The following is a 22,022-nucleotide window of genomic DNA, read 5'->3' on the forward strand; positions in this document are numbered from 1 at the left end:
ACACAGCCAATCTAGCGCCTTTTCTGAAGTAGACTTAACGGTTCGACGTAGTGGAGCATTGACCTTGAAGATCGCAATATTCGGTACTGGATACGTTGGCTTGGTTACAGGAGCTTGTCTTGCAGAAATGGGTAACCATGTCCTATGCGTAGACATTGATGGAGAAAAGGTCGCTCGTCTTAAAAAGGGCGATATTCCAATTTATGAACCGGGGCTCGAATCAATCGTAGTAAGGAATTTTTCTACAGGGCAGCTTGACTTTACCACTGATGCTGCTGCTGCGGTCCTCCACGGGGAGATAATATTTATAGCGGTAGGTACGCCTCCCGACGAGGATGGCAGTGCGGATCTTAGCCATGTATTGGACGTGGCCTCGACTATTGGGCTCCATCTTAGTCGTTATGCTGTTGTAGTGAATAAATCAACTGTGCCAGTAGGGACCGCTCGTCTAGTCCGTGCAAAAATCGAGGAACAGCTTGAATCGAGGGGTGCTGATTGCGCGTTTGATGTTGTATCGAACCCTGAATTTCTAAAAGAGGGGGACGCGGTCGAGGACTGCATGCGGCCTGATCGCATTGTTGTCGGTAGCTCGAGTTGCCGTGCCATTGAGGTTTTGCGTAAATTGTATGCACCTTTCAATCGGAACCATGAGCGCTTAGTCATTATGGACGAATGCTCGGCAGAGCTGACTAAATATGCTGCCAACGCGATGCTGGCGACAAAAATAAGCTTTATGAATGAAATTGCTAATATTGCTGAGTGTGTTGGCGCGGACGTAGAGCTGGTTCGTCAAGGAATTGGATCAGATCCCCGTATTGGGTTTCAATTTATCTATCCAGGAGCGGGATATGGCGGCTCCTGTTTTCCGAAAGACGTTAAAGCACTTGGGCACCTTGCGAAATCGGCAGGATACGAAGCTCGCTTGCTTTCGTCGGTTGAGGCCGTGAATGAAAATCAAAAGGGTAAATTATTTACATATATACATAGGCATTTTGGCGGCAATTTGAGTGGTAAGACGGTTGCCATTTGGGGGCTTGCGTTTAAGCCAAATACTGACGATATGCGTGAGGCGCCTAGTCGGTCATTAATAAACGACCTTCTTAAGGCGGGAGTCAAGGTGCGTGCGTTCGATCCGGAAGCGATCTCTGAAGCAAGGCGGATCTACGGAAATTCTTCTGAGCGGATATTCTTCACTAACGGCGCATATGAGGCGCTGGAGAGCGCTGATGCGTTGGCAGTGGTTACTGAATGGAAAGTATTCCGTAGTCCAGATTTTAAAAGAATGGCAAGCCTCTTGAGGGAGCGCGTTATCTTCGATGGACGCAATATATACGATCCATCGGAGGTTGAGGCTGCTGGAGTTGCGTACTTTGGAATAGGCAGGGGAAGAAGTTTGCTTGGCAATTGAAGTAAGCTGCCGTGCAAAGTTGGGAGGCGCTTAATCGCTGCCAATCCACGTTGGCGCATAGCCAGGCGAATGGCGCATCGATCATGCCATGCCACATCGTTTCGTCTGAAAGCGAGCCACACGGCCTCGCTGCAAGCGGCGCGCCGCCAGCCACAGGCCTTGCGCATTGACATGCAGTAGTTTGACCCGCAGCTCCAAAGTATTCCGCTACTTAAAGCGGCAATGCGCCGAACTTAAGGCTTTCCATCGCCGGAAACTCTTGTTCGTCATTCGAGCGAAAAAAAGCTGGAATCCAGTACCTTTCAGCTCAAAAGTAGCTGAATTCCAGCTTTTTTGCTCGAATGACGAAGAGGGGGCTTGTGGCAATGAAAAGTCCCTGTGTAAGTTCGGAGCATTTACTCAAAGTGGGGGGCGTCGGTCGTTTCGAGTCTATACTTTAATTTTGTGTTTCATCATTGCATTCCATTCGACGTGGCCATGATAAATCCATGTGGCGTCAAAGCCAGGTTTATGGAATAGCGCCCAAGTCTGGCGTGGATGCACCCAATCTAGAATGGTGAACTCAAGGCCTGCGGCGTTTGCGATTAGCCTCATCGTCTCAGGTCGGTAGTGGACGCAGCCTGGATAAATCCACCCGTTTTGCACACAATCGTCGTCTGCAATTAGAAATGTTGCCGCAATGACGCCGTACTCACTTAGGCGTCCTGATATCTCGTTGATCCATCTTTTTAATAAATCAGGCCCGCAATGACTGAAGATGGACTGCGCTAACGCAAAATCGAATTTAAGCTCTTGCGGTAAGGAAGCAGCAGAGTCAAAAAAATGAAAACGAGGATTTTTGATACCGACGAGATCCGAGCCAATCTCACGTTTGATTCCTTGTTCAACTAGCCATGCGTTGGGCTCAATACCCGTGTAACTTCCGGCGTTAAGATAAGGAATCAGCAGCCTACCAATGCGGAGGGATCCGCATCCTACGTCGAGTACTGAATGGTGTTGCCGAAGTCCCAATGAGGTTAACAGCCCAAATGCCATGGCCGACACTAAATCGTAGTCCTCTGGAGGACCTACGAACGCACGATAGTGGTTGCCGCCTGGGGGCAAGCCAAGGCCAAGGCTTTCTGGTTCAGGATCAGTTTTGTAGCTCTTCTTCTTAAAAAAAAGCATTGATCACTACTCGTCAAGTCGGTTCGACCACGCATCATAGCCCAAATTTTCGGGGCTCGCGCGAACATTAATTTGAGGTGCTAGGACAAAGCTATCTTTTGGCGAAAAATAATGTTTTGGTAAAGAGCTTATCTAACTAAGTTTTTGATAAAGCTGCGATCAACTTCCTCAAAAAGGACGCGAGGGATTTCTGCAGATATAAGGGGGGCGGCGAATGCTCGTATGGAACCTTACTTAATATCGGATGGGCTCGAGAAGGTGTTTTCATACAGCTGTTTTTTTTAAGTTGTGTCAACATATGACGTTAGTCACCTGGTCTTGCCGACCGGGAGGTGCGTGCATGATATTGCTACGGAGGATAATCAAGATGTACTGTTCCTAAAAGTCGTATATTCACTTCAACTTCTTCAACGCTGGGCGGGACACAAGATAACAATGATAAGGCAAGACGAGAAGTCGAGTATCAAACAGATCGAGAATAACACTTTAAGCCATCTCAGCGGGCTGGAGGCCGAAAGCATTCATATATTGAGGGAGGTGGTTGCTAGTTTTCGTCGGCCGGTTATGCTTTATTCGATCGGCAAGGACTCCTCCGTGCTTCTTCATTTGCTGTACAAGGCGTTCTATCCAGCATCTCCTCCGATTCCATTGCTGCATGTTGATACCACCTGGAAGTTTAGGGAAATGATCGCCTTCCGTGATCGGATTGCGGCAACTGGCAATATCAAGATGTTGGTTCATATCAATGAAGAAGGGGTTCGCCAGGGCATTTCACCGTTTACGCACGGCTCAACTGTACACACCGATGTTATGAAGACAAATGCGCTTAAACAGGCGCTGGAGAGGTATGGCTTCGATGCCGCCATTGGCGGCGCGCGGCGTGATGAGGAGGTGTCACGCGCGAAGGAGCGCGTCTTCTCCTTCCGCAACGTCAAGCATCACTGGGATCCGAGGCGCCAGCGTCCCGAATTGTGGAACATCTATAACACCCATATCCATAAGGGCGAGACCGTGCGCGTGTTTCCATTGTCTAACTGGACGGAGATGGATGTATGGCAATACATACGAAGTGAGAATATACCCGTTGTACCGTTGTATTTTGCCAAGAAACGGCCTGTAGTGGAGAGGGACGGGGTACTGATTATGGTCGATGATGATCGCTTCGTACTTCGGAATGAGGAAAAGATTGAGCATCGCATGGTCCGTTTCCGTACCCTTGGGTGTTATCCGCTGACTGGGGCGATCGAATCAAGCGCCAGCACCGTGGACGAGATCATCGCCGAAATGAGTGCCTCTAAATCCTCCGAGCGTCAGGGGCGGGTGATCGATCACGACCCTTCCGCGTCAATGGAGCGTAAGAAGCATGAGGGCTACTTTTGATGTTGACATCCTTCACTCAGAGCCTTGGTCAGCTGCGTTTTATCACGTGCGGTAGCGTGGATGATGGTAAAAGCACTCTGCTTGGGCGGCTGCTCTACGATGCCGGCATGTTACCGGACGACCAGATCGAAGCACTTCGTCGCGATAGCCAGGGCTTGCATCCAGAAGGTGGTGTGCTGGATTTTTCATTGCTTATGGATGGTTTGGACGCGGAACGCCAGCAAGGTATTACCATCGACGTAGCGTATCGCTACTTTCATAGCGCACGCCGTAGCTTTGTCGTTGCAGACTGCCCAGGGCACGAGCAATACACACGGAATATGGCTACGGGTGCCTCGCATGCTGATCTCGCTGTAGTGCTGGTCGATGCGCGCAAGGGGCTGCTTGTGCAAACGCGTCGACATACCTATATCTGCGCTCTCTTGGGCATCCGGAAGGTAATCTTGGCGGTGAACAAGATGGATCTGGTGGGTTACCGCAAAGATATTTATGAGAGCATACGCGTTTCTTATGGTGAGCTGGCCGCTCAGCTAGGTATTGCCGAGGTGTATGCTTTGCCAGTAGCTGCATTGCGTGGCGATAACGTAGGCAGGCGGTCCGTTGAAATGACTTGGTATAGCGGTCCGACTCTGTTGGAACTACTTGAAACAATCGAGGTGAAGCCAGCTCAGGCAGCGGATTTCCGCATGCCAGTACAATGGGTGAACCGCCCCGATCAATCATTTCGCGGTTATGCAGGCACCATATGCGGTGGTCGCGTGCGAGTGGGAGACGAAATCTTAGTGCAGCCTGGTACGCAACGTGCGCATGTCGCTCGTATTGTTACGGCGGATGGTGATCTTCAAGAAGCGAGTGCTGGTCAGGCAGTCACCTTGACCTTGCATCGTGAAGTCGATATCAGTCGGGGTGAAATCATTGCTGACGCCGCCCGACCAGCGCCCGAGGCTGATCAGTTTGCGGCACATGTACTGTGGATGGGCGATGAGCCACTTTTCCCCAATCGCGGTTACTGGATGAAGATTGGCCCACGCACGGTAAATGCGCGCGTCACTGTTATCAAGTATAAGGTGGATGTCAATACACAGGCGAAGCTGGCAGCGCATCGTCTAGAGTTGAATGAAGTGGGATACTGCAATATCGACTTAGACCAACCGATCGCATTTGAAAGCTATTCCACCAACCCCATGCTGGGCGGTTTCATTCTGATCGATCGGCAGAGCCACGATACCGTGGCGTGCGGCATGCTGGATTTTGCATTGCGCCGCGCAGGCAATGTGCACTGGCAACACCTGGATGTCGACAAAAAAACGCGCGCGCAAATCAAAGGCCAGCAGCCGCGCTGCCTGTGGTTTACAGGACTATCCGGTGCGGGCAAATCCACAGTCGCGAACCTGTTAGAACGTCGCCTAGCGGCGCTCGGTTGTCATACTTATCTGCTAGACGGGGACAACCTTCGTCATGGTCTCAACCGTGATCTAGGTTTCACGCCGGAATCTCGTGTAGAGAACGTGCGACGCGTGGCGGAAGTGGCACACCTTATGGTTGACGCCGGATTGGTTGTACTAGTGTGTGTGATCTCGCCGTTTCGCAGCGAGCGTGAGTTCGCTAGAGGGCTTTTCGATGACGGCGAGTTTCTTGAGGTATTCGTAGATACCTCATTGGAAGAATGCGAACGGCGTGATCCGAAGGGCTTGTATCGCAAGGCCCGGGCGGGGGAAATCAGCAACTTCACCGGTATCGATTCACCTTACGAGGTTCCTGAGTTGCCGGAAGTTCACCTGCAGACTCAGGACATGTTGTTGGACACAATGGTGGAGGTATTGGTGACGCGACTTTTACCTGGAGAATGAAACGGGCACATCTGGCACGCGAGCATCCACCGTAAACCCAGGCGTTATCATGCTTGCTTTCCGCACTGGCCAATCGGCTGACATTCATGACAATAGGCCAAGATCAGTCTCCTTTCCTTGTCTTCGGCGCCCCCCGTTTCGATGAGGCGGAAATAGATGAGGTGCTGGCCTGCCTGCGCTCCGGCTGGTTGGGAACTGGGCCGCGGGTGGCGCAATTTGAGCGGGACTTTGCTGCTTTTCGGCGGGTCAAATCTACCCAGATGGCCGCCGTCAACTCGTGTACGGCAGCACTGCACGTGAGCATGCTTGCAGCGGGTATCGAACCGGGCTCTGAGGTGATTACGACCCCGCTAACGTTCTGCGCGACTATCAATGCAATCTTGCATGCCGGGTTGGTGCCCGTATTGGCTGATGTCGATCCTGTCACCCAAAACCTCGACCCCGACGCGATCGAGGCCGCCATTACTCTACGTACGCGAGCCATTTTGCCGGTGCACTTTGCCGGGCGGCCATGTGCCATGGATCGCATCATGGCTATTGCCCGTAAGCATGGCTTGATCGTTATCGAGGACTGTGCCCACGCCGTCGAGGCCGAGTTCCAAGGGCAGCCAGTGGGGACGTTTGGCGATTTTGGCTGCTTCAGCTTTTACGTCACCAAAAACGTTGTTACTGGCGAGGGTGGGATGATCCTCGGGCGTAGCGAGGAGCAGATCGCCAGGGCAAAAGTGTTGGCACTGCATGGTATGAGCAAGGATGCCTGGCACCGCTTCGGTGACGAGGGTTACAAGCACTATCAAGTTGTGGAGTGTGGTTTCAAGTACAACATGATGGACTTGCAGGCGGCGCTCGGCTTGCATCAGCTCGCGCGGGTAGAAAAGAACTGGCAACGTCGCGATGAAATCTGGCGACATTACGACGTCGCATTTGCTTCATTGCCTATCGTGCTTCCGATGTCCGGACAGGAGGGCATACGCCATGGTCGTCATCTTTACACCGTAATGATTGACGAGAAGCGTTGTGGTGTCAGCCGTGATGAATTTCTGGACGCGATGAATGTGGCCGGGATCGGTACGGGGGTGCATTATCTTTCCATTCCGGAGCACCCGTACTACCAGCAACGATTTGGATGGCGGCCTGAGCAATGGCCGCGCGCCATGAAGCTTGGCCGCGAAACGATCAGTTTACCTCTCTCGCCTGCGCTATCTGATGCGGACGTTGAACGTGTGGTCGCTGCTGTAGAGCACATTCTCAGCGCTTGATGGGATGAAAACAAAAAAAGGCGGCATTGCTGCCACCCTTTTGCCAAGACTGTAGGGTTCTTAATCTATTGCCTGTTCGAGCTCCGGAATCAGCTTGAACAGGTCACCCACCAATCCAATGTCTGCGATTTCAAAGATGGGGGCTTCGGCATCCTTATTAATGGCCACGATGGTGCCCGCATCCTTAATTCCAGTGAGGTGCTGGATGGCGCCCGAAATGCCTATTGCCATATACAGCTCGGGTGCGATGATCTTGCCCGTCTGGCCCACCTGCAGCTCGTTCGGGACATATCCGGCATCCACTGCTGCGCGGGAGGCGCCTACGGCAGCGCCGATCTTGTCGGCGAACTTGTAGATGATCTCGAAGTTTTCCTTCGAACCCACGCCGCGGCCGCCGGAAACTACCTTGTTGGCGCTCTGCAGATCCGGGCGGTCGCTCTTGCCCTGCTTGAGTTCAATGAAGCGGGTATGCGAAGGCAGTGCGACATCCAGGCTCAGCGCTTCGATCGAGGCGCTATTGGCGACGTTGGCAGCAGCAGGCCAGGAAGCGGTGCGAATGGTTGCAACGATGATATGCGAAGGATCGGCCTGCACCGTGATGATGGCATTGCCGGCGTAGATCGGGCGCTTGAAGGTGTGGCTGTCTTCCACACTCATCACGTCACTGACTTGCGCTACGCCCAGCAGGGCGGCTACGCGCGGAGCAACATCTTTGCCAAATGTCGTGGAGGGGGCGAACACATGGCTGTAACCAGCCGCGACCTGGGCGATTTGTGGTGCCAGCGCGGCAGCGAGAGGGTGCGCGTTTTCTGGGCGCTCGACCGTCAACACGCGGTTCACGCCCTGAATCTTGGCGGCTTCTGCGGCAATGGCATCCGCTTTGTCACTTAATACCAATACGTCGATTGCTTCGGGCTTGATCGCCGCCGCCGCGCTGATGGCGCGGGCGGTCGAGGAGTTCAGTTTGCCGTCCAGATGTTCGGCGATAACCAGGACCTTGCTCATGGATGTCTCCTTAGTGCTGGCCGGCTGCTTACAGCAGCCCTTTTTGCTTCAGAGCCGATACAAGTTCGGCGGCGTCCTTCACCATCACGCCCTTGCTCCGTTTGGCCGGGGCGGCATAGTGCATGGTCTTGAGTTGATCTTGCACATCTACACCAAGCGAAGCGAATTCGATCGTGTCGATGGGCTTGGATTTGGCTTTCATGATGTCAGGCAGCTTGATGAAGCGAGGTTCGTTGAGGCGCAGGTCAGTTGTGATGACGGCCGGCAGTTCGGCTTCAATCGTTTCCAGGCCGGCGTCGACTTCACGCGTTACCGTGGCCTTGCCGCCGGCAATTTCCAGCTTGCTGGCAAATGTGGCTTGTGGGCGATCCCACAGTGCCGCCAGCATTTGGCCGGTCTGGTTGGCGTCATCATCAATGGCTTGCTTGCCGAGAACTACCAGCCCGGGCTGCTCTTTCTCCACCAGCTTTAGGAACACGCGCGCCGCGGTAAGCGGCTGCACGGCATCTGCGGTGACGACATGGATGGCGCGGTTTGCGCCCATGGCCAAACCGTTGCGTAGATGTGCAGTGAGATCTGCTGGACCGATACCGACCACCACTACCTCTTCAGCGACCCCTTTTTCACGCAGGCGAAGAGCTTCTTCCAGGGCGATATCGTCAAAGGGATTGGCGGAAAGTTTCACGCCATCCGTTACTACGCCCGTACCATCGGGCTTCACTTGGATGCGGACGTTGTAGTCCACGACACGCTTGTAGCCGACCAGGATTTTCATCGCCGATTCCTTGAGTTGCCGACGCCCACAGGGCGGTTGAACGTTTGTTTAAACGACTATTCTACCTGGATTCCTGGCACCATGCGGGTGCGAATGGTTATGCGTGCTCGCCAGCCGGCACCCGCTGACATATCACCTGATGCCGGTGCGCGTGGATGGTGCTCAAGCGGCATTGGGGTGAGTCGCGACACGGCCACGTCCCGTGTATTCATCATCGATGATAAGAGACGCGCTCCAGGCACCAAGCTCCCAGCGCCCTGTTCCCACGGCGTGCAGCGGCTCCTGCACAGCGCGGGGGGCGAATTGGGCATCCAGCACATGCTTGCCGGCAACATCCAGGATGTCCTTGATGAATGTTTCCGCTCCCGCTTGGATCTTTTCGATGAGTACCCAGCGGGGAGCGTGTTCGTCGTCCTCGCGAAAGCGCGGAAGGAGATCATTTTCCTGCTGCTCAAAATGCGAAAACTGTGCGGATGGGGAAGTGAGCAAAGCCTCCAGCAGCAGGTGATGCGTCAACACCGGCGGCAGGTCCGCATCGCTGCGGCCGTCGTGGAAGCGGGCGACCGCCCATTGGTCAGTGGCGAGTACTTCATCGATGTCACTGGTGACAGCGAAGTAGGCGCCACCTAACGGCTGACCGATGACGCGGGCAAGTTGGGCTTGAATGCTTCCCGCATAACCGACATCCGCCACGATCGGCTGATCGCCATCGGAGACTTGCGTATGCCAGTAGAGCTGATAGGCCTTCCTCTCCCGTTGAGCTATTTCTTCCAGCGCGGGGGCGATCGAACGCAGGCGCTCGATGAGTTCGCTGGCCATCTCTGGCAAGTAGACTTCACTTTCAAGCGCTGTGCGTCCTAGCGCTTGCTGCGCTGATGTTGCCACCTCACGACCAAGTCGCGAATCAAGCAAGCCAAAAAACGAACCGGTGTAAGGCTTGCGAAAAGCCGAGGCGAGATCGGTGATGTCGTGCATGGCCGGTGTGTTTACACCGCGCCGCGACACCAGCAGATAACGAGCCTCGACCGCGGCGAGGGCGGGTACGTGCGCCCGCATACGCAGGTAGAGCTTGTGTAACAGGTAGCCTTCGCGGCTAAGGAAAAGGATTTTCTTCGATCCTCGTTGCAGGGCAATACGAGCGAGCCAAATGAGATAATCCGTGATCAACGGACCGAGTACGACATAACCGAAGCTTTCTGGATGCTCGATCCGCATGGAGCCGGCAAACATTTCTGGTTGTCGATCACCCCATTGCGCCAAGTGATTAACAACCAGGCCGAGCCAGAGTTCGTGCGCCCAGTCGCCACGCTGGCTGGCAGGCGGGCGGAGGTCACGAAGTGACGGTACGACATCCAAATAAGCTGAAGGTCGCAGCACGTGGACGGGAAAAAGCATGCCGGCGTGCAGGGGCTGCATAACGTCAGCGTGTTCGTTATCCCCGATATGCAACCATTTTTTGGGGTCGCCATGTTCCGCTTGAATAAGTGCATGCCAGCCGTTGTCCGTATCTTTGCGCCAGCCTGTATCGCAAGAGACATATAGACGGCCTAACGCTTGATCTATGGCCGATGGCAGTACAGCCCTCAGATCCTGCTGGGAAATGTACATATCCGAGACACCAACGACTGTACGTCGTGGATCCGCCGCGAAGGACTCAAGCGCCTCCACCAGTACGCTTCGTGGTTTGAGCAATCGGCGCTCCGTGGAAAGCTCAAGTGCCATTACAGCTTCAAGAATTTTTGAATCGAGCGAAGCATCTTGCTGAAGTGTTGCGTAGATTCGTTGCAGGTCAACATCTTTGCCGGCGCGCGCACGCGCTTTTATCTCGGCTTGGCTACGCAATCGATCGAATCCTTCAATGCCAAACTGTTCTTGCACAAGCATCGAAAGAAAATTGCGTGCACCGTGTGCCGTGAGAAAAGGCCGGACGACAAGTGTGTCGAATATATCGAAGGAAACCCACGCTGCATCCGAGGCGAAGTAGTCGATCTTCTGTCTCAATGGGGCGTCGAAGTACAGCTGACGATTGCGCTCGCCCTCCTGCGCCAATGCGAGCCTGCCGTCACTTGGCACAATGCCAACGAAGAGCCCTTGGTGCCGGGTGACAAGGCAGAGCATGCGCTCGATAGCATGTTGCAAGGTCCCATCGACCTGTCCTTGCTCCGGAGGGAAAGACTCGGTGCGCAAACCAAGTTCAAGCAGTGGGCGAAGCGCCTGGGTCCGCGCCCAGAACATGGAGCCGGCTGGAAAATCGAGATAGCTTGCAGCGTCGATCTCGAAGCCGAGCCGCTCTGCCAGTTGACGACCCCACTCGGCATTGCTCAGCCAGGTGTGACCCCACAACGGAACGCTTGCGTAGCTCTCTGGGTAGATCATGCCCAGCTTGGGATTTGCATGGAACATGCCGAAAACCCATGACAGGCGATCTGGTGAGCCAAGCAGGGACTGGAATAAATAGCCACGCCAGCTGTTCTGCTCCTGCCCGGCGTACAGGGATTTCTTGGTATGTACATGACAGATCAAATCGAGCTTCAGGATCTCCTCGCGGAAGGTCACCAAGAGCGGCGCGATGTCGCGGCCGCGATTGGGCACGATGCGGATATCTAGCACGGTCAACCGAGGCAAACCCGAAAGATGGGTTTCAGCCAATGCCCGTGCTGACTCATCCATCACCGAAATCATCAGCACATAGGGAAGCGGAATGTGGGAGAGGTACCCGGCGAGCTCATCGAGCAGATCGGGGTAGAACACGTGCGCCATCACCCCGACGGTAAGATCCACCTGCGCAAGGGGCGTGGCCGGATTTAATGTCATCGTTTCCGAGACGGGGACGGGGATATTGCGCCGTTGCGCGGCGTGAATGCGCCACCACAGGCCACGCAAGCCCAATGCCCGGCTTACGCGAAAACTGCGGAGGACAATGGATCGAATGCCAGCCATGCCGCCACCGTGGCGTTGTATGGCGTCTCGCAACAAGGATGAAAATTTGGAAATGGATAGCATAGGTCGGTCCGCTTTCAATGGCGGGCGGGGCCGAGTGCGCGATCAAGGGCCTCGGAAGCAAGGCATGGGGAAAAATGGCGCTTGACGTTATCGAGAGAAGCTGCCGAGAGACGTTTCCAAAGCTCACTGTTGTGCTGCAGTTCTCGTGCCGCACGCGCAAAGTTCTCGGCAGTGTCGGCAAGGAGTACATCCTGACCTTGCTTCAAATGCATACCTTCGACCGCCAGCGGCGTGGCGATCACGGGAACGCCATAGCTCATGGCCATGTTAATCTTGCCTTTCACCCCCGCGCCAAACCGCAGCGGCGCGAGCGATGCCAGCGCGCCATCCAGCCAGGGCGCCAGATCGGGAACACGGCCATGCAGCTCCAGGCCTGGTGTCTGGAGTTCAGAACGGGCGGCATCCGTTACATCGCCAAGTATGTGTACTCGTGCATCTGGTAGCTGTGCGCGCAGTGCGGGAAGGATCTTCCGTGCGATCCAGCGCACGGCATCGGCATTGGGTGGATGGCCGAATCCACCGATGAAAACGAAATCCTTGCGGGCCTCATGCGGGTGCCTGCAACCGTGAACTTCATGGATGTTCGAAAGCAATTCGATGTTTGCATGGGGAAGGTGGTGGTGGAGCAGGGCCTGTTCGTGCTGACTTACTACGAAGGTCACGTCGCATTGTTCGATGAGTGACAGTTCGCTTTTTTGCGATGCCTGCGCCTGGCGCGCCATGGATGAGTTCCCGCTGAGTTCGGCAGCTCGTTGTTCGCGCAGGAAATGCAGGTCGACAGTGTCGAACAATAGGCGCGCCTTCGGTGCCAACTTGCGTACCAGCGAGGCGTACTGACCGGCCACGGTATGACGACAGAGTATGACCGCATGAAGTTCGCTGCCGTTGCTACGGAGCCAGCGGGGAAGATCACCAACCCAAGGGCGACATAGCACTTCGATGCCCAAGGCACCGAGCGCGCGGATTTCTTGTTCCGTTGCGTGGCCATCATCCGGCATGAACGATACGGACCAGCCTTGCTCATCAAGTATGCGCAGGATGGCGCTAAGTCGAAGCGAGCCGGAATCGCGTGTGGGGTCGGGAGTCATGCTGTCCACGACAAGAATCCTGCCGCGCCGGCGCCAGCGCAATGCGCGCGGCAGCGGCATGTCCGCTGACGGATGATCGCGCAAGACCTCCTTCCATTTTGCTATGAACGTCACTTGGTTGATCACCTGGTGGCGCTTCATGCCGGCATGCAGGTCGATGCCTGCGCTAATGCCTTCGCAATGGATGATGGTGCTGGATGGTTCGTAATAGACCTTCAAGCCCAGCTGCCGTGCAGCAAAGGCAAGATCTGTATCCTCATAGTAGGCGGGCGCATAGCGTTCATCGAAGCCGCCGATACGTTCGAACACCTTGCGCCGGACCATCAGCGATGCGCCGCTGACGTAATCGACCTCGCGGCGATATCGCCATGGGGGTGCATCGCGATGTTCAAAACGTCCGGAGGTCCAGCAACTGCCGTCGGCGAATACAAGTCCGCCGGCTTCTTGGAGTCGTCCATCGGGATAAACGAGTCGGCTGCCAGCGATACCGCAATCGTCGCGTTCGTTGAAACAGCGCAGCAGGCCGTCAAGCCAGTTCGGCGTGACCTGGGTGTCGTTGTTCAGGAATAACAGAAATTCGCCGTGCGCAGCCATGGCGCCCGCGTTGCATGTGCCGACGAAACCTAGGTTGTGATCATTGCGCAGTAATCGAAGTCCTGCAATTTGGGCAAGTTGCTCAAGCGAATCATCGGGTGAAACATCGTCGACGACGATGATTTCGAATGGCGCTTCGGGAGCGTGTCGTGCGATCGAGCGCAAGCACGCCAGGGTGTACTCGATCTTGCCGTGGATTGGAATGATCACCGACACCAGCGGTCGACCCGAGGTTGGCAGGGCAAACGGTTCGAAGGGGACATCGAATGGTTCGACATCAAGCGTGCCGTCGAATGTGGGGCGACGTTCAAATTCCTGCCGCACCCGCGCAAACGTGCCACGCCAGCCGCGCAGCGCCACGCTACCGCGAAAACGCTGCAATACGTAATTAAGGCGCTTGAAGCGCCAGATCAGCCCGCCGGACAGCGCCATGCTCCCGTGTCACAGATTCTGATAATTCGGCCCGGACCCACCCTCAGGCGGCACCCAGTTGATGATTTCGTACGGATCCTTGATGTCGCAGGTCTTGCAATGCACGCAGTTGGCGGCGTTGATCTGCAATCGCTTGCCCGCTTCGTCGTTGACGATCTCGTAGACGTTGGCGGGGCAGAAGCGGGTGCAGGGGTTGCCGTATTCCTGCGCGCATTTCGTCACGCAGACCGACGTATCGGCAACGTGCAAGTGCACCGGCTGGTCTTCGTCATGCTCGGTGGCGGCGAAGTACACGCCGGCCAGGCGATCGCGGGGCGGCAGTTCGCGTTGCACGTAGTCGCGCTTGGGTTCTTCGTATTGGCCGAGCATGTGCAGCGAGTTCCAGTCGGGTTTGTTTTTCAACGTCCACGGAGACTTGCCGCCGATCACGGTTTCCCAGCCGGCGTTGAACATGCCGAACCATAAACCCTTCTTGAAGCCTGGCTTGATGTTGCGGACTTGCTTGAGTTCCGCCATCACGTCGGAACCGCGCAGCTTGGCGTCGAAGCCGGTGGGCTTCAGGTCGCTTGCGGCGAGGTGTTCGGCCGCGAGCATGCCGCTCTTGATCGCCTGATGCGTGCCTTTGATCTTGGGCACGTTGAGCAGGCCGGCGGTGTCGCCGATCAGCAGGGCGCCGGGCATCTCCACTTTGGGTAGCGACTGGTAGCCGCCGGTGACGATGGCGCGTGCGCCGGCGGAAAGAATGCTGCCGCCCTCGAGCAGCGGTTTGACCATGGGGTGGTTCTTCCATTGCTGGAAGGCTTCCCATGGCTGGTAGTTGGGATCTTTGTAGTCGAGGCCGCTGACGTAGCCGAGGGCAATGCGGTCCTTGTCCAGGTGGTAGAGGAAGGCGCCGCCGTAGGTGCGGTTATCGGCTGGCCAGCCGAAGCTATGGAAGATCTTGCCGGGTGTGACGCGTCCGGCTGGTACCTGCCACAGTTCCTTGATGCCGATGGAATAGCCTTGCGGGTCGCTGTTCTCATCCAGCTTGAAGCGCTTGATGAGCTGCTTGGTGAGGCTGCCGCGCGCGCCTTCGGCCAGCACGGTGACTTTCGCCTTGATGTCGATGCCTTGCGTGTAGCCGGGTTTGTGCGAGCCGTCCTTTGCCACGCCCATGTCGCCGATGCGCACGCCGGCGACGGAGCCGTCCTCGTTATAAATGGTGTCGGCGGCGGCGAAGCCGGGGAACACGTCCACGCCCAGGGCTTCGGCCTGCGGGGCGAGCCAGGCGCACATCGCGCCGAGCGAGACGATGAAGTTGCCGTGATTGTTCATCGTTGCCGGCACCGGCAGCTTGCGGCCGCCGGTCTTGGTCAGCAGCCAGAATTCGTCTTCGGTGGCCGGCACGCAGATCGGCGGCGGGTTGTCGCGCCAGCCGGGGAGCAGGGCATCCAGCGGCTGCGGTTCGATCACCGCGCCGGAAAGGATGTGTGCGCCGATGGTCGATGCCTTCTCGATCACGCAGACCGTCACGTCCGGCTTGAGCTGCTTGAGGCGGATGGCGAACGAGAGCCCCGCCGGCCCGGCGCCGACGACGATCACGTCGTATTCCATCGTCTCGCGTTCGGTCATGAGGCTGGGCTCCGTAGGTGTGGGGGCTGCTGAGGGTGTCCGCACGTGTGGTTACCGCGCCGGCTGGGACGGTATTCTCCGGGTTCGCCTGCTGCGCGGCAAACCGGTGGCCCGGCGAACCGCCTGGATGTCCCGCCACCGGAGTGTGCATGAACTCTCTTCCACCGATCGCCGATATCGATCTTCGCCGCGCCACGTTGTGCCAGGTCCTGCATTGGCTGGCATCGGGCCAAGTACAGCCAGGCCGGCTGGCCCAGGTTTATCTTGATGCCATCGAACGCCTCAATCCGCAGCTCAATGCCTATGTCGGGCTGAGCCCGGCGTTGACGCGGGAGCAGGCGCAGGGGGCCGAGCGCCGGCGCCGCGATGGCGTGATCGGTCGGCTGGATGGTGTACCCATCGCGCTCAAGGACAACTTCGACATCGCCGGTTGGCCGACGCACTCCGGCCTGCCGGGCCCTGGACGACCGGCCGGGCATGATGCGCACGTGGTGGCGCGGTTGCGCGCATCCGGCGCCGTGCTGATCGGCAAGACCAATATGGATGAGGGCGCATTGGGCGCCGTCACCAACAATCCGCACTTCGGCGCAACGCATAACCCGCATCGTCGTGGCTATACGGCGGGCGGGTCGTCCGGCGGGGCGGCGGTGGCTGTCGCGGCGGGCCTGGCGGTGGCGGCCATCGGTTCGGACAGCCTGGGTTCGATTCGCATTCCCGCCAGCTACTGCGGCGTGTTTGCGTTGAAACCGACGCAGGGCGAAATTTCCGCACGCGGCATGACGCCGGCCGCGCGTCGGCTCGATACCGTGGGCTTGCTTGCACGCGGTGTCGACGACCTCACCGTGTTGTTGCAGGTGTTGGCAGGCTACGACGCGGAAGACCCGCGCTCGCGCCATCGCCGTGTGGCGTTGTCGCCGCCGGACTGGGAGCCGGGCAAGTTGCGCTGCGGCGTGCTGCCCAACCTGCCTGCGCTGGGCGTGCAGCAAGATGTGCTGGACGTGTTCGAGGCGGCGCTGGCCAAGCTCAACGGCGAGCTGGGCGAACGCCGCACGGTGGATTTCGACGATTGGCATTTCCCGCGTTCGCGTCGGGCCGGTTTCCTGTTGATGGAAGCGGAAATGCTCGGCACGTTCGCGGCGCAGCTTGCCGATACCGAACACCCCGTATCGCCGCAGTTCCGCCTCCTGCTGGATTACGCAACCCGCAAGACGGCGGCCGACTACGCCGAAGCCGATCGCGTGCTCGATACCGCCGCACTGAAGATGCGCCGGCTGTTCGCGCAGATCGACGTACTGGTCACGCCCACCACGCCGCAAGGTGCGTTCCCGTTGGATGGCCCGGTGCCGGATACGCAGGGCGATCTCACCAGCTTCGCCAATCTTGCCGGCTGCCCGGCCGTAAGCATTCCCATGGGCACGCTGCCGAACGGTTTGCCGATCGGCATGCAGCTGGTCGGCGCGCGCGGTTCGGATCTGCGCCTGCTCGAATTGGCGGCGGTGTGGTCCGCCACGCTGGATGCGGCACCCGATTATCCTGTTGGTCGCGATGATTTCTGAGCTTATCGGCGATGCCTGGCAACAGCTGCCACTGCCGGATGCCGATGTGCGCTACGCGCCTTGCTGGCTTTGCCGCGACGAAGCGGATGGCTTGCTCGCTCGCTTGCTGGAAGAAATCCCGTGGGAGCGCCACCGCCTGAACATGTTCGGGCGCGAGGTCGATTCGCCTCGCCTGAGTTGCTGGATCGGCGATCCCGGCGCTACCTATGTGTATTCGCGCAGCCGATTCGAACCCAGGCCTTGGACGACGTCGTTGCTTTCATTGCGCGAAGGTGTCGAGCGCGCTTGCCAGGTGCGCTTCAACAGCGTGCTTGCCAACTTGTACCGCGACGGCCAGGACTCCATGGGCTGGCACAGTGATGACGAACCGGAGCTTGGCGTCAAACCTGTCATTGCTTCCGTGAGCCTTGGAGCGGAGCGCCGCTTTCGTTTTCGCCGTCGGGTGCCACGCGCACCACACGCAGTGCGGCCTGTCGGCATCACGCTTTCGCATGGCAGCCTGTTGTGCATGGCTGGCGATACCCAGCGTGGATATCAGCACGATTTGCCGAAAAGCACGGGCATATCCGAGCCGCGCATCAATCTGACGTTCCGCCTGATCGATACCGCGCACCGCCGTCCATGACGCCCTGCAACTTGGATTGCCGCGGAGCGGTGGGGATAATGCGCGGTCTCCCCACCCTGGCAGGCCCGCAATGACCCAGAAGACCGTACTCAACGCCCTCCATCGCGAACTCGGCGCGCGCATGGTCGATTTCGGCGGCTGGGACATGCCGATCAGCTACCGCTCGCAGATCGAGGAACACCACGCCGTGCGTCGCGATGCCGGCATGTTCGATGTGTCGCACATGACGGTGGTCGATCTGCACGGCGCCCGCACGCGCGAATTCCTGCGCCACCTGCTGGCCAACAGCGTCGACAAGCTCAAGGTGCAGGGCAAGGCGCTCTACAGCTGCATGCTCAACGAGCAGGGCGGGGTGATCGACGACCTGATCGTGTACCTGCTGGGCGATGAACACTTCCGCCTGGTGGTCAATGCGGCCACGCGCGACAAGGATCTGGCATGGATCGGAAAGCAGGCGAAGGCCTTCGACGTTGCCGTGAAGGAGCGTCCCGATTTCGCGATGATCGCCGTGCAAGGCCCGCGCGCGCGCGCCAAAGTAATCGGCCTGTTGCACGAGGTGGATCGTGCGCGGATCGAAAAGCTTGGCCGCTTTGCCGCCGCTGCTGCGCAAGGCCCACATGGCATGCCGCTGTTCATTGCGCGCACCGGCTATACGGGCGAAGACGGTTTCGAGATCCTGCTGCCGGAAGAGCATGCCGTGGCGTTGTGGAAGGCATTGGCTGACGTTGGCGTCGCCGCGTGCGGCCTCGGCGCGCGCGACACCCTGCGCCTGGAAGCCGGCATGAATCTCTACGGCCAGGACATGGACGAGAACGTCACGCCGTGGGAAGCCGGCCTGGCCTGGACCCTTTCGCTGGACGAAGGCCGCGAGTTCATCGGCCGCAAGGCGCTGGAAGCACAGAAGGCGGCCGGCGTGCCGCGCGCCATGGTCGGCCTGGTGATGGATGAAAAAGGCGTGCTGCGCCACGGCCAGAAAGTGCTGACGCCGCAAGGCGAGGGTGAAATTCTTTCTGGCAGCTTCGCCCCCAGCTTGAACAAGTCGGTGGCCTTCGCACGTATTCCGGCGGGCGTTACCGACAACGTGCGGGTCGACATCCGCGGCCGCGAAGTGCCGGTGCGCGTGGTGAAGTTTCCGTTCGTGCGCGACGGCAAGCCGTGCGAAGGCGTCTGAGCGTAACGACGGCCCTGTCCCACTCCTGCGACATCAGCAGTTAGAATCCGCACTTCCACCCCTCACCGAAATCAACCACTGGATCCGATCATGAGCGCGAGCGAGATTCCCGGCGATCTGAAATTCCTCAAGTCCCACGAGTGGGCCCGTGTCGAAGACAAGGGACTGGTTCGCGTGGGCATCTCTGACCATGCGCAGGAGCAGCTCGGCGACCTGGTCTACGTCGAACTGCCGGAAGTCGGCGCTTCGGTGCAAGCCGGCACCGGCGCCGCCACGGTGGAATCGGTCAAGGCCGCTTCCGACATCTATTCGCCGGTGTCCGGCGAGATCGTCGAAGTGAACGAGGCGCTTGCCGACAAGCCCGAGACGATCAATGAAGACGCCTATGGCGACGGTTGGTTGTTCGTGGTCCAGCCCAGCAATCGTGGCGAACTGGACGAACTGCTCGATGCGGATGCCTACGGCGAACTGATCGAGAACGAAGATCACTGACGCGCCATCGGCGCGATCCGAGTAACGGCCGCCTAGGCGGCCGTTCTCATGTCAGCGGTCTGTGTAGAAGTTACCGCGAGGACACCACGCGGCGTCGACAGAAGTTGCATCACGGGCACCGCGATGCACCGGCCTGATCGCGCATCGCATGTCGGCGACGGCGGGTGATCGCGGTGCGCATCGAGGGTGTTCGGGATGTTCCGGGTCGCCTTCGGCACCGGTCCGGGCGTCTTCCGGTCTAAATTCGTTCATGCTCCCGGATCACCCTTTCGAGGCGCCGGAACGGCGCGCTGCATGGCATGGCCGCACGGTTTGCATTGGCAACATGCATGTATCAGCGCGAATGAGAAAAATCACATTTTTAAGCTTGTTTTTGGCCTTTTTCTAAAACCGGGCGAAGCGAATCAACTGGATGTTTGGATGGCTGTTCTCATTGCATCGAGTCACTGAAAAACCATCCTTCCGATGGCGTCATTGATTGGTCGCCGGGGCGAAGGGATTGATTTCATGGCAAAAATCAATTGACAGTTGAAATGTTCAGGAATAGCTTTCGCACCATAAACGGGGAACGTTTCCAATGGTGGCATCGAAATACATCCAACCTTACGTAGAACATGGAGAGAAAGCGGAGGCGGTAAGAAAGATCACTGTCTCCATTCCCATGCATGTATTGCGACTGCTGTCGGATCTGCGTACTTACCGACAGGTCAACAATTTGAGGCACGCTACGAACAGCGATTTGCTGGTTGAGGCGTTCCTCCACGCTTTTACTGGGCAACCACTGCCAACTGATGAGGAGCTAAGACGTACTATGGCCACTGCCAAGAAAACCGCACGTAAGTCGGCGAAGAAAGCCGCCAAGAAAACCACTCGTAAAGCTGCAGCCAAGCGGCCGGTCGCCAAGAAGGCCACCGCCAAGAAGCGCACCGCGCGCAAGACCGCCAAGAAGGCGGGTGCCAAGCGCGTAGGCGCGAAGAAAGCCACCGCCAAGCGCGTTGGCGCCAAGAAGGCTGCCAAGAAGGCAACCCGTAAGCGCACTGCCAAGAAGGCAGCCGCTGCCAAAGTCGTGAAGGCCACCAAGGCCGCCAAGGCCCCCCGGGCCAGCAAGAAGTAAGCACAACAACTAGACGTTTCACTCGATTTGTCTCCCTGCGGTGCCCAGCGCAGGGAGGTAGTTCGAAAGCGTTTCGTCCCGGCCTCGTGCCGGGACGCTTCATTTTGGGGGACTCATTTCCTGCTCTCCGAAAATGAAAACAAGGATGGTTCTTCGAACGCCAGGCAATCGCCGCAGGTCATCGGGCCGCTTCTCGACCTTTCGTGATCCGCCCCACATTTGCCGTGTCGACCCAATCGCGATACCTTTGACCCATCCGCGCCGCGGCAAGTTGGGGAGCCGCACCTGGATAACAGGGGGGAAGCGCGGGTATCTAATGCCACTGCAGTAGTGAATGATCATGGATACCCGAAACAATCGTCGTGCACGCGCGCAAGCGCGTGGTGCCATCAAGCCCGTTTTCATTGCGATTCTTGCCGTCGTGGCAGGCCTCGCCGTGGTGGCCTGGTTTCTCATCATCAAGCCGCATCAGGACATGATGAGTGCGGACTCCGGCGGACACCCGTCCACGCCGGTCAACCTTGGCCAGCAACAGGCCGCGACGCCGCCGGTCAACGTGGATGCGCTGAGCATCAACGATCTTTTGTCCGAAGCGCGCAAGGCGATGAACCAGCAGCGGGTGATCGCCCCGGCCGGCAACAACGCCTTTGAGTTCTACCTGAAGGTGTTGCAGAAGCAGCCCGGCAATCAGGTCGCGGCGGATGCCTTGCGCGAGACGTTCCCGTTCGCAGCCAGCAACGTCGAGCAGGTGATCAACCAGCGTCAGTTCGACGAGGCCGACCGTGAGATCACGCTGCTGGCCAAGGTCGATCCCACCAATTACACGCTGACCATCCTGCGTTCCAAGCTGGACGCCCAGCGCAAGACGCTCGACCAGGAACAGCAGAAGCAGCTCGATCAGCAGCATCAGGCGGAGCTGGCTGCGCAGAAATCGGCCGCCGACAAAGCGGCCGCCGAGAAGGCATTGGCCGACAAGGCCGCGGCGGACAGGGCTGCGCAACAGCAGGCGACGGTGGCGGCGCAACAGAAGGCGCAACAGGAAGCGACGCAGCCGACGGCAGCCAAGGCGAACAATCAGGTGGCCAGCGCGCCGGCCTCGGCAGGCGGCGGCGAAACGCGCGACGCCATTCCGATCTCTTCCATCCGTCCGCGCTATCCCACCACGGCATTGCGCAACAACCAGGAAGGCTGGGTGGATGTGCAATACACGGTCAACGCGGACGGCAGCGTCAGCAACATCACGGTCGTCAGCGCCGAGCCGAGGCACGTGTTCGACAACGCGGCCATCGATGCGCTGCGCCGGGCCAAGTTTTCGCCGGCGATGCGTGACGGTGCTGCGATCGCTTCGCAGCAGCAGAAGCGGATCGAGTTCAAGCTCAGCGCCTCGCAGTGAAGTTATTGACGAGAAACTTCATGGCCGTCATTCCCGCTTTTGCGCACTGCTGTCCGGGGAAATTTTCCGCGGAACTGGCGGGAGAGCTAAAACGACGTT

16 protein-coding genes are annotated in these 22,022 nt (G+C 57.9%); 10 read left to right on the forward strand and 6 right to left on the reverse strand.

Going from position 1 to position 22,022, the window contains the following annotated elements; all coding sequences use genetic code 11:
* The first annotated feature begins 64 nt into the window (after window positions 1-64).
* Window positions 65-1,408 (forward strand): UDP-glucose/GDP-mannose dehydrogenase family protein, encoded by a 1,344-nt coding sequence (locus V7M64_RS03665; protein ID WP_333677096.1) that lies wholly within the window; start codon window positions 65-67, stop codon window positions 1,406-1,408.
* A 429-nt stretch (window positions 1,409-1,837) separates the two neighbouring features.
* Here the strand turns inward: V7M64_RS03665 and V7M64_RS03670 are convergent, their stop codons facing one another.
* On the reverse strand, window positions 1,838-2,575 hold the full coding sequence (locus V7M64_RS03670) for a class I SAM-dependent methyltransferase (RefSeq protein WP_333677097.1): 738 nt from the start codon (window positions 2,573-2,575) through the stop codon (window positions 1,838-1,840).
* 435 nt (window positions 2,576-3,010) lie between these two features.
* Here V7M64_RS03670 and cysD point away from each other — a divergent pair, with 435 nt between their 5' ends.
* From cysD to V7M64_RS03685, 3 genes are read left to right on the forward strand one after another with little or no spacing between them, the layout of a single operon-like run.
* Window positions 3,011-3,955 carry a sulfate adenylyltransferase subunit CysD gene (gene cysD / locus V7M64_RS03675; protein WP_333677117.1) on the forward strand — a complete coding sequence of 315 codons (945 nt, stop codon included), beginning with the start codon at window positions 3,011-3,013 and terminating at the stop codon, window positions 3,953-3,955.
* Entirely contained in the window at window positions 3,955-5,805 is a 1,851-nt protein-coding gene (gene cysN / locus V7M64_RS03680) for a sulfate adenylyltransferase subunit CysN (RefSeq protein WP_333677098.1), read from the forward strand. The genes cysD and cysN overlap by 1 nt, the downstream gene beginning before the upstream one ends.
* Window positions 5,806-5,858: 53 nt before the next feature.
* Window positions 5,859-7,064 carry a DegT/DnrJ/EryC1/StrS family aminotransferase gene (locus tag V7M64_RS03685; protein ID WP_333677100.1) on the forward strand — a complete coding sequence of 402 codons (1,206 nt, stop codon included), beginning with the start codon at window positions 5,859-5,861 and terminating at the stop codon, window positions 7,062-7,064.
* 60 nt (window positions 7,065-7,124) lie between these two features.
* On the opposite strand, the gene V7M64_RS03690 is transcribed toward V7M64_RS03685, so the two are convergent.
* From V7M64_RS03690 to V7M64_RS03710, 5 genes are all read right to left on the reverse strand, one after another.
* The gene (locus V7M64_RS03690) at window positions 7,125-8,069 is read right to left on the reverse strand and encodes an FAD-binding protein (RefSeq protein ID WP_333677102.1); all 945 of its coding nucleotides are present in this window, start codon (window positions 8,067-8,069) and stop codon (window positions 7,125-7,127) included.
* Between the two features lie 28 nt (window positions 8,070-8,097).
* Window positions 8,098-8,844 (reverse strand): electron transfer flavoprotein subunit beta/FixA family protein, encoded by a 747-nt coding sequence (locus tag V7M64_RS03695; protein ID WP_333677103.1) that lies wholly within the window; start codon window positions 8,842-8,844, stop codon window positions 8,098-8,100.
* Window positions 8,845-9,006: 162 nt separating this feature from the next.
* Window positions 9,007-11,847 (reverse strand): rhamnan synthesis F family protein, encoded by a 2,841-nt coding sequence (locus V7M64_RS03700; RefSeq protein ID WP_333677104.1) that lies wholly within the window; start codon window positions 11,845-11,847, stop codon window positions 9,007-9,009.
* A gap of 14 nt (window positions 11,848-11,861) precedes the next feature.
* Window positions 11,862-13,961, reverse strand: a complete 2,100-nt coding sequence (locus tag V7M64_RS03705) for a glycosyltransferase (protein ID WP_333677105.1) — start codon at window positions 13,959-13,961, stop codon at window positions 11,862-11,864.
* Between the two features lie 9 nt (window positions 13,962-13,970).
* Window positions 13,971-15,572, reverse strand: coding sequence for an electron transfer flavoprotein-ubiquinone oxidoreductase (locus V7M64_RS03710; protein WP_333677107.1), 1,602 nt, complete (start codon window positions 15,570-15,572; stop codon window positions 13,971-13,973).
* 149 nt (window positions 15,573-15,721) lie between these two features.
* Here V7M64_RS03710 and V7M64_RS03715 point away from each other — a divergent pair, with 149 nt between their 5' ends.
* The 6 genes from V7M64_RS03715 to V7M64_RS03740 all read left to right on the forward strand — a co-directional run bounded on the left by V7M64_RS03715 (window position 15,722) and on the right by V7M64_RS03740 (window position 21,923).
* Complete coding sequence (locus tag V7M64_RS03715) at window positions 15,722-17,128, forward strand: amidase (protein WP_333677108.1); 1,407 nt, start codon at window positions 15,722-15,724, stop codon at window positions 17,126-17,128.
* A complete protein-coding gene (locus tag V7M64_RS03720) occupies window positions 17,118-17,753 on the forward strand; it encodes an alpha-ketoglutarate-dependent dioxygenase AlkB (RefSeq protein WP_333677109.1) in 636 nt (211 codons plus the stop codon). Before V7M64_RS03715 ends, V7M64_RS03720 begins: the two co-directional genes overlap by 11 nt.
* 70 nt (window positions 17,754-17,823) lie before the next feature.
* A complete protein-coding gene (gcvT, locus tag V7M64_RS03725) occupies window positions 17,824-18,924 on the forward strand; it encodes a glycine cleavage system aminomethyltransferase GcvT (RefSeq protein WP_333677111.1) in 1,101 nt (366 codons plus the stop codon).
* A 90-nt stretch (window positions 18,925-19,014) separates the two neighbouring features.
* Entirely contained in the window at window positions 19,015-19,416 is a 402-nt protein-coding gene (gcvH, locus tag V7M64_RS03730) for a glycine cleavage system protein GcvH (RefSeq protein WP_333677112.1), read from the forward strand.
* Between the two features lie 577 nt (window positions 19,417-19,993).
* Window positions 19,994-20,530: a met regulon transcriptional regulator MetJ gene (gene metJ, locus V7M64_RS03735; protein WP_333677113.1), complete on the forward strand. Its 537-nt coding sequence runs from the start codon at window positions 19,994-19,996 to the stop codon at window positions 20,528-20,530.
* Window positions 20,531-20,870: 340 nt separating this feature from the next.
* Window positions 20,871-21,923 carry an energy transducer TonB gene (locus V7M64_RS03740; protein ID WP_333677114.1) on the forward strand — a complete coding sequence of 351 codons (1,053 nt, stop codon included), beginning with the start codon at window positions 20,871-20,873 and terminating at the stop codon, window positions 21,921-21,923.
* Window positions 21,924-22,022: the final 99 nt, after the last annotated feature.

Origin of the sequence: Dyella sp. (assembly GCF_036746095.1) — a bacterium.
Taxonomy (GTDB): domain Bacteria; phylum Pseudomonadota; class Gammaproteobacteria; order Xanthomonadales; family Rhodanobacteraceae; genus Dyella_B.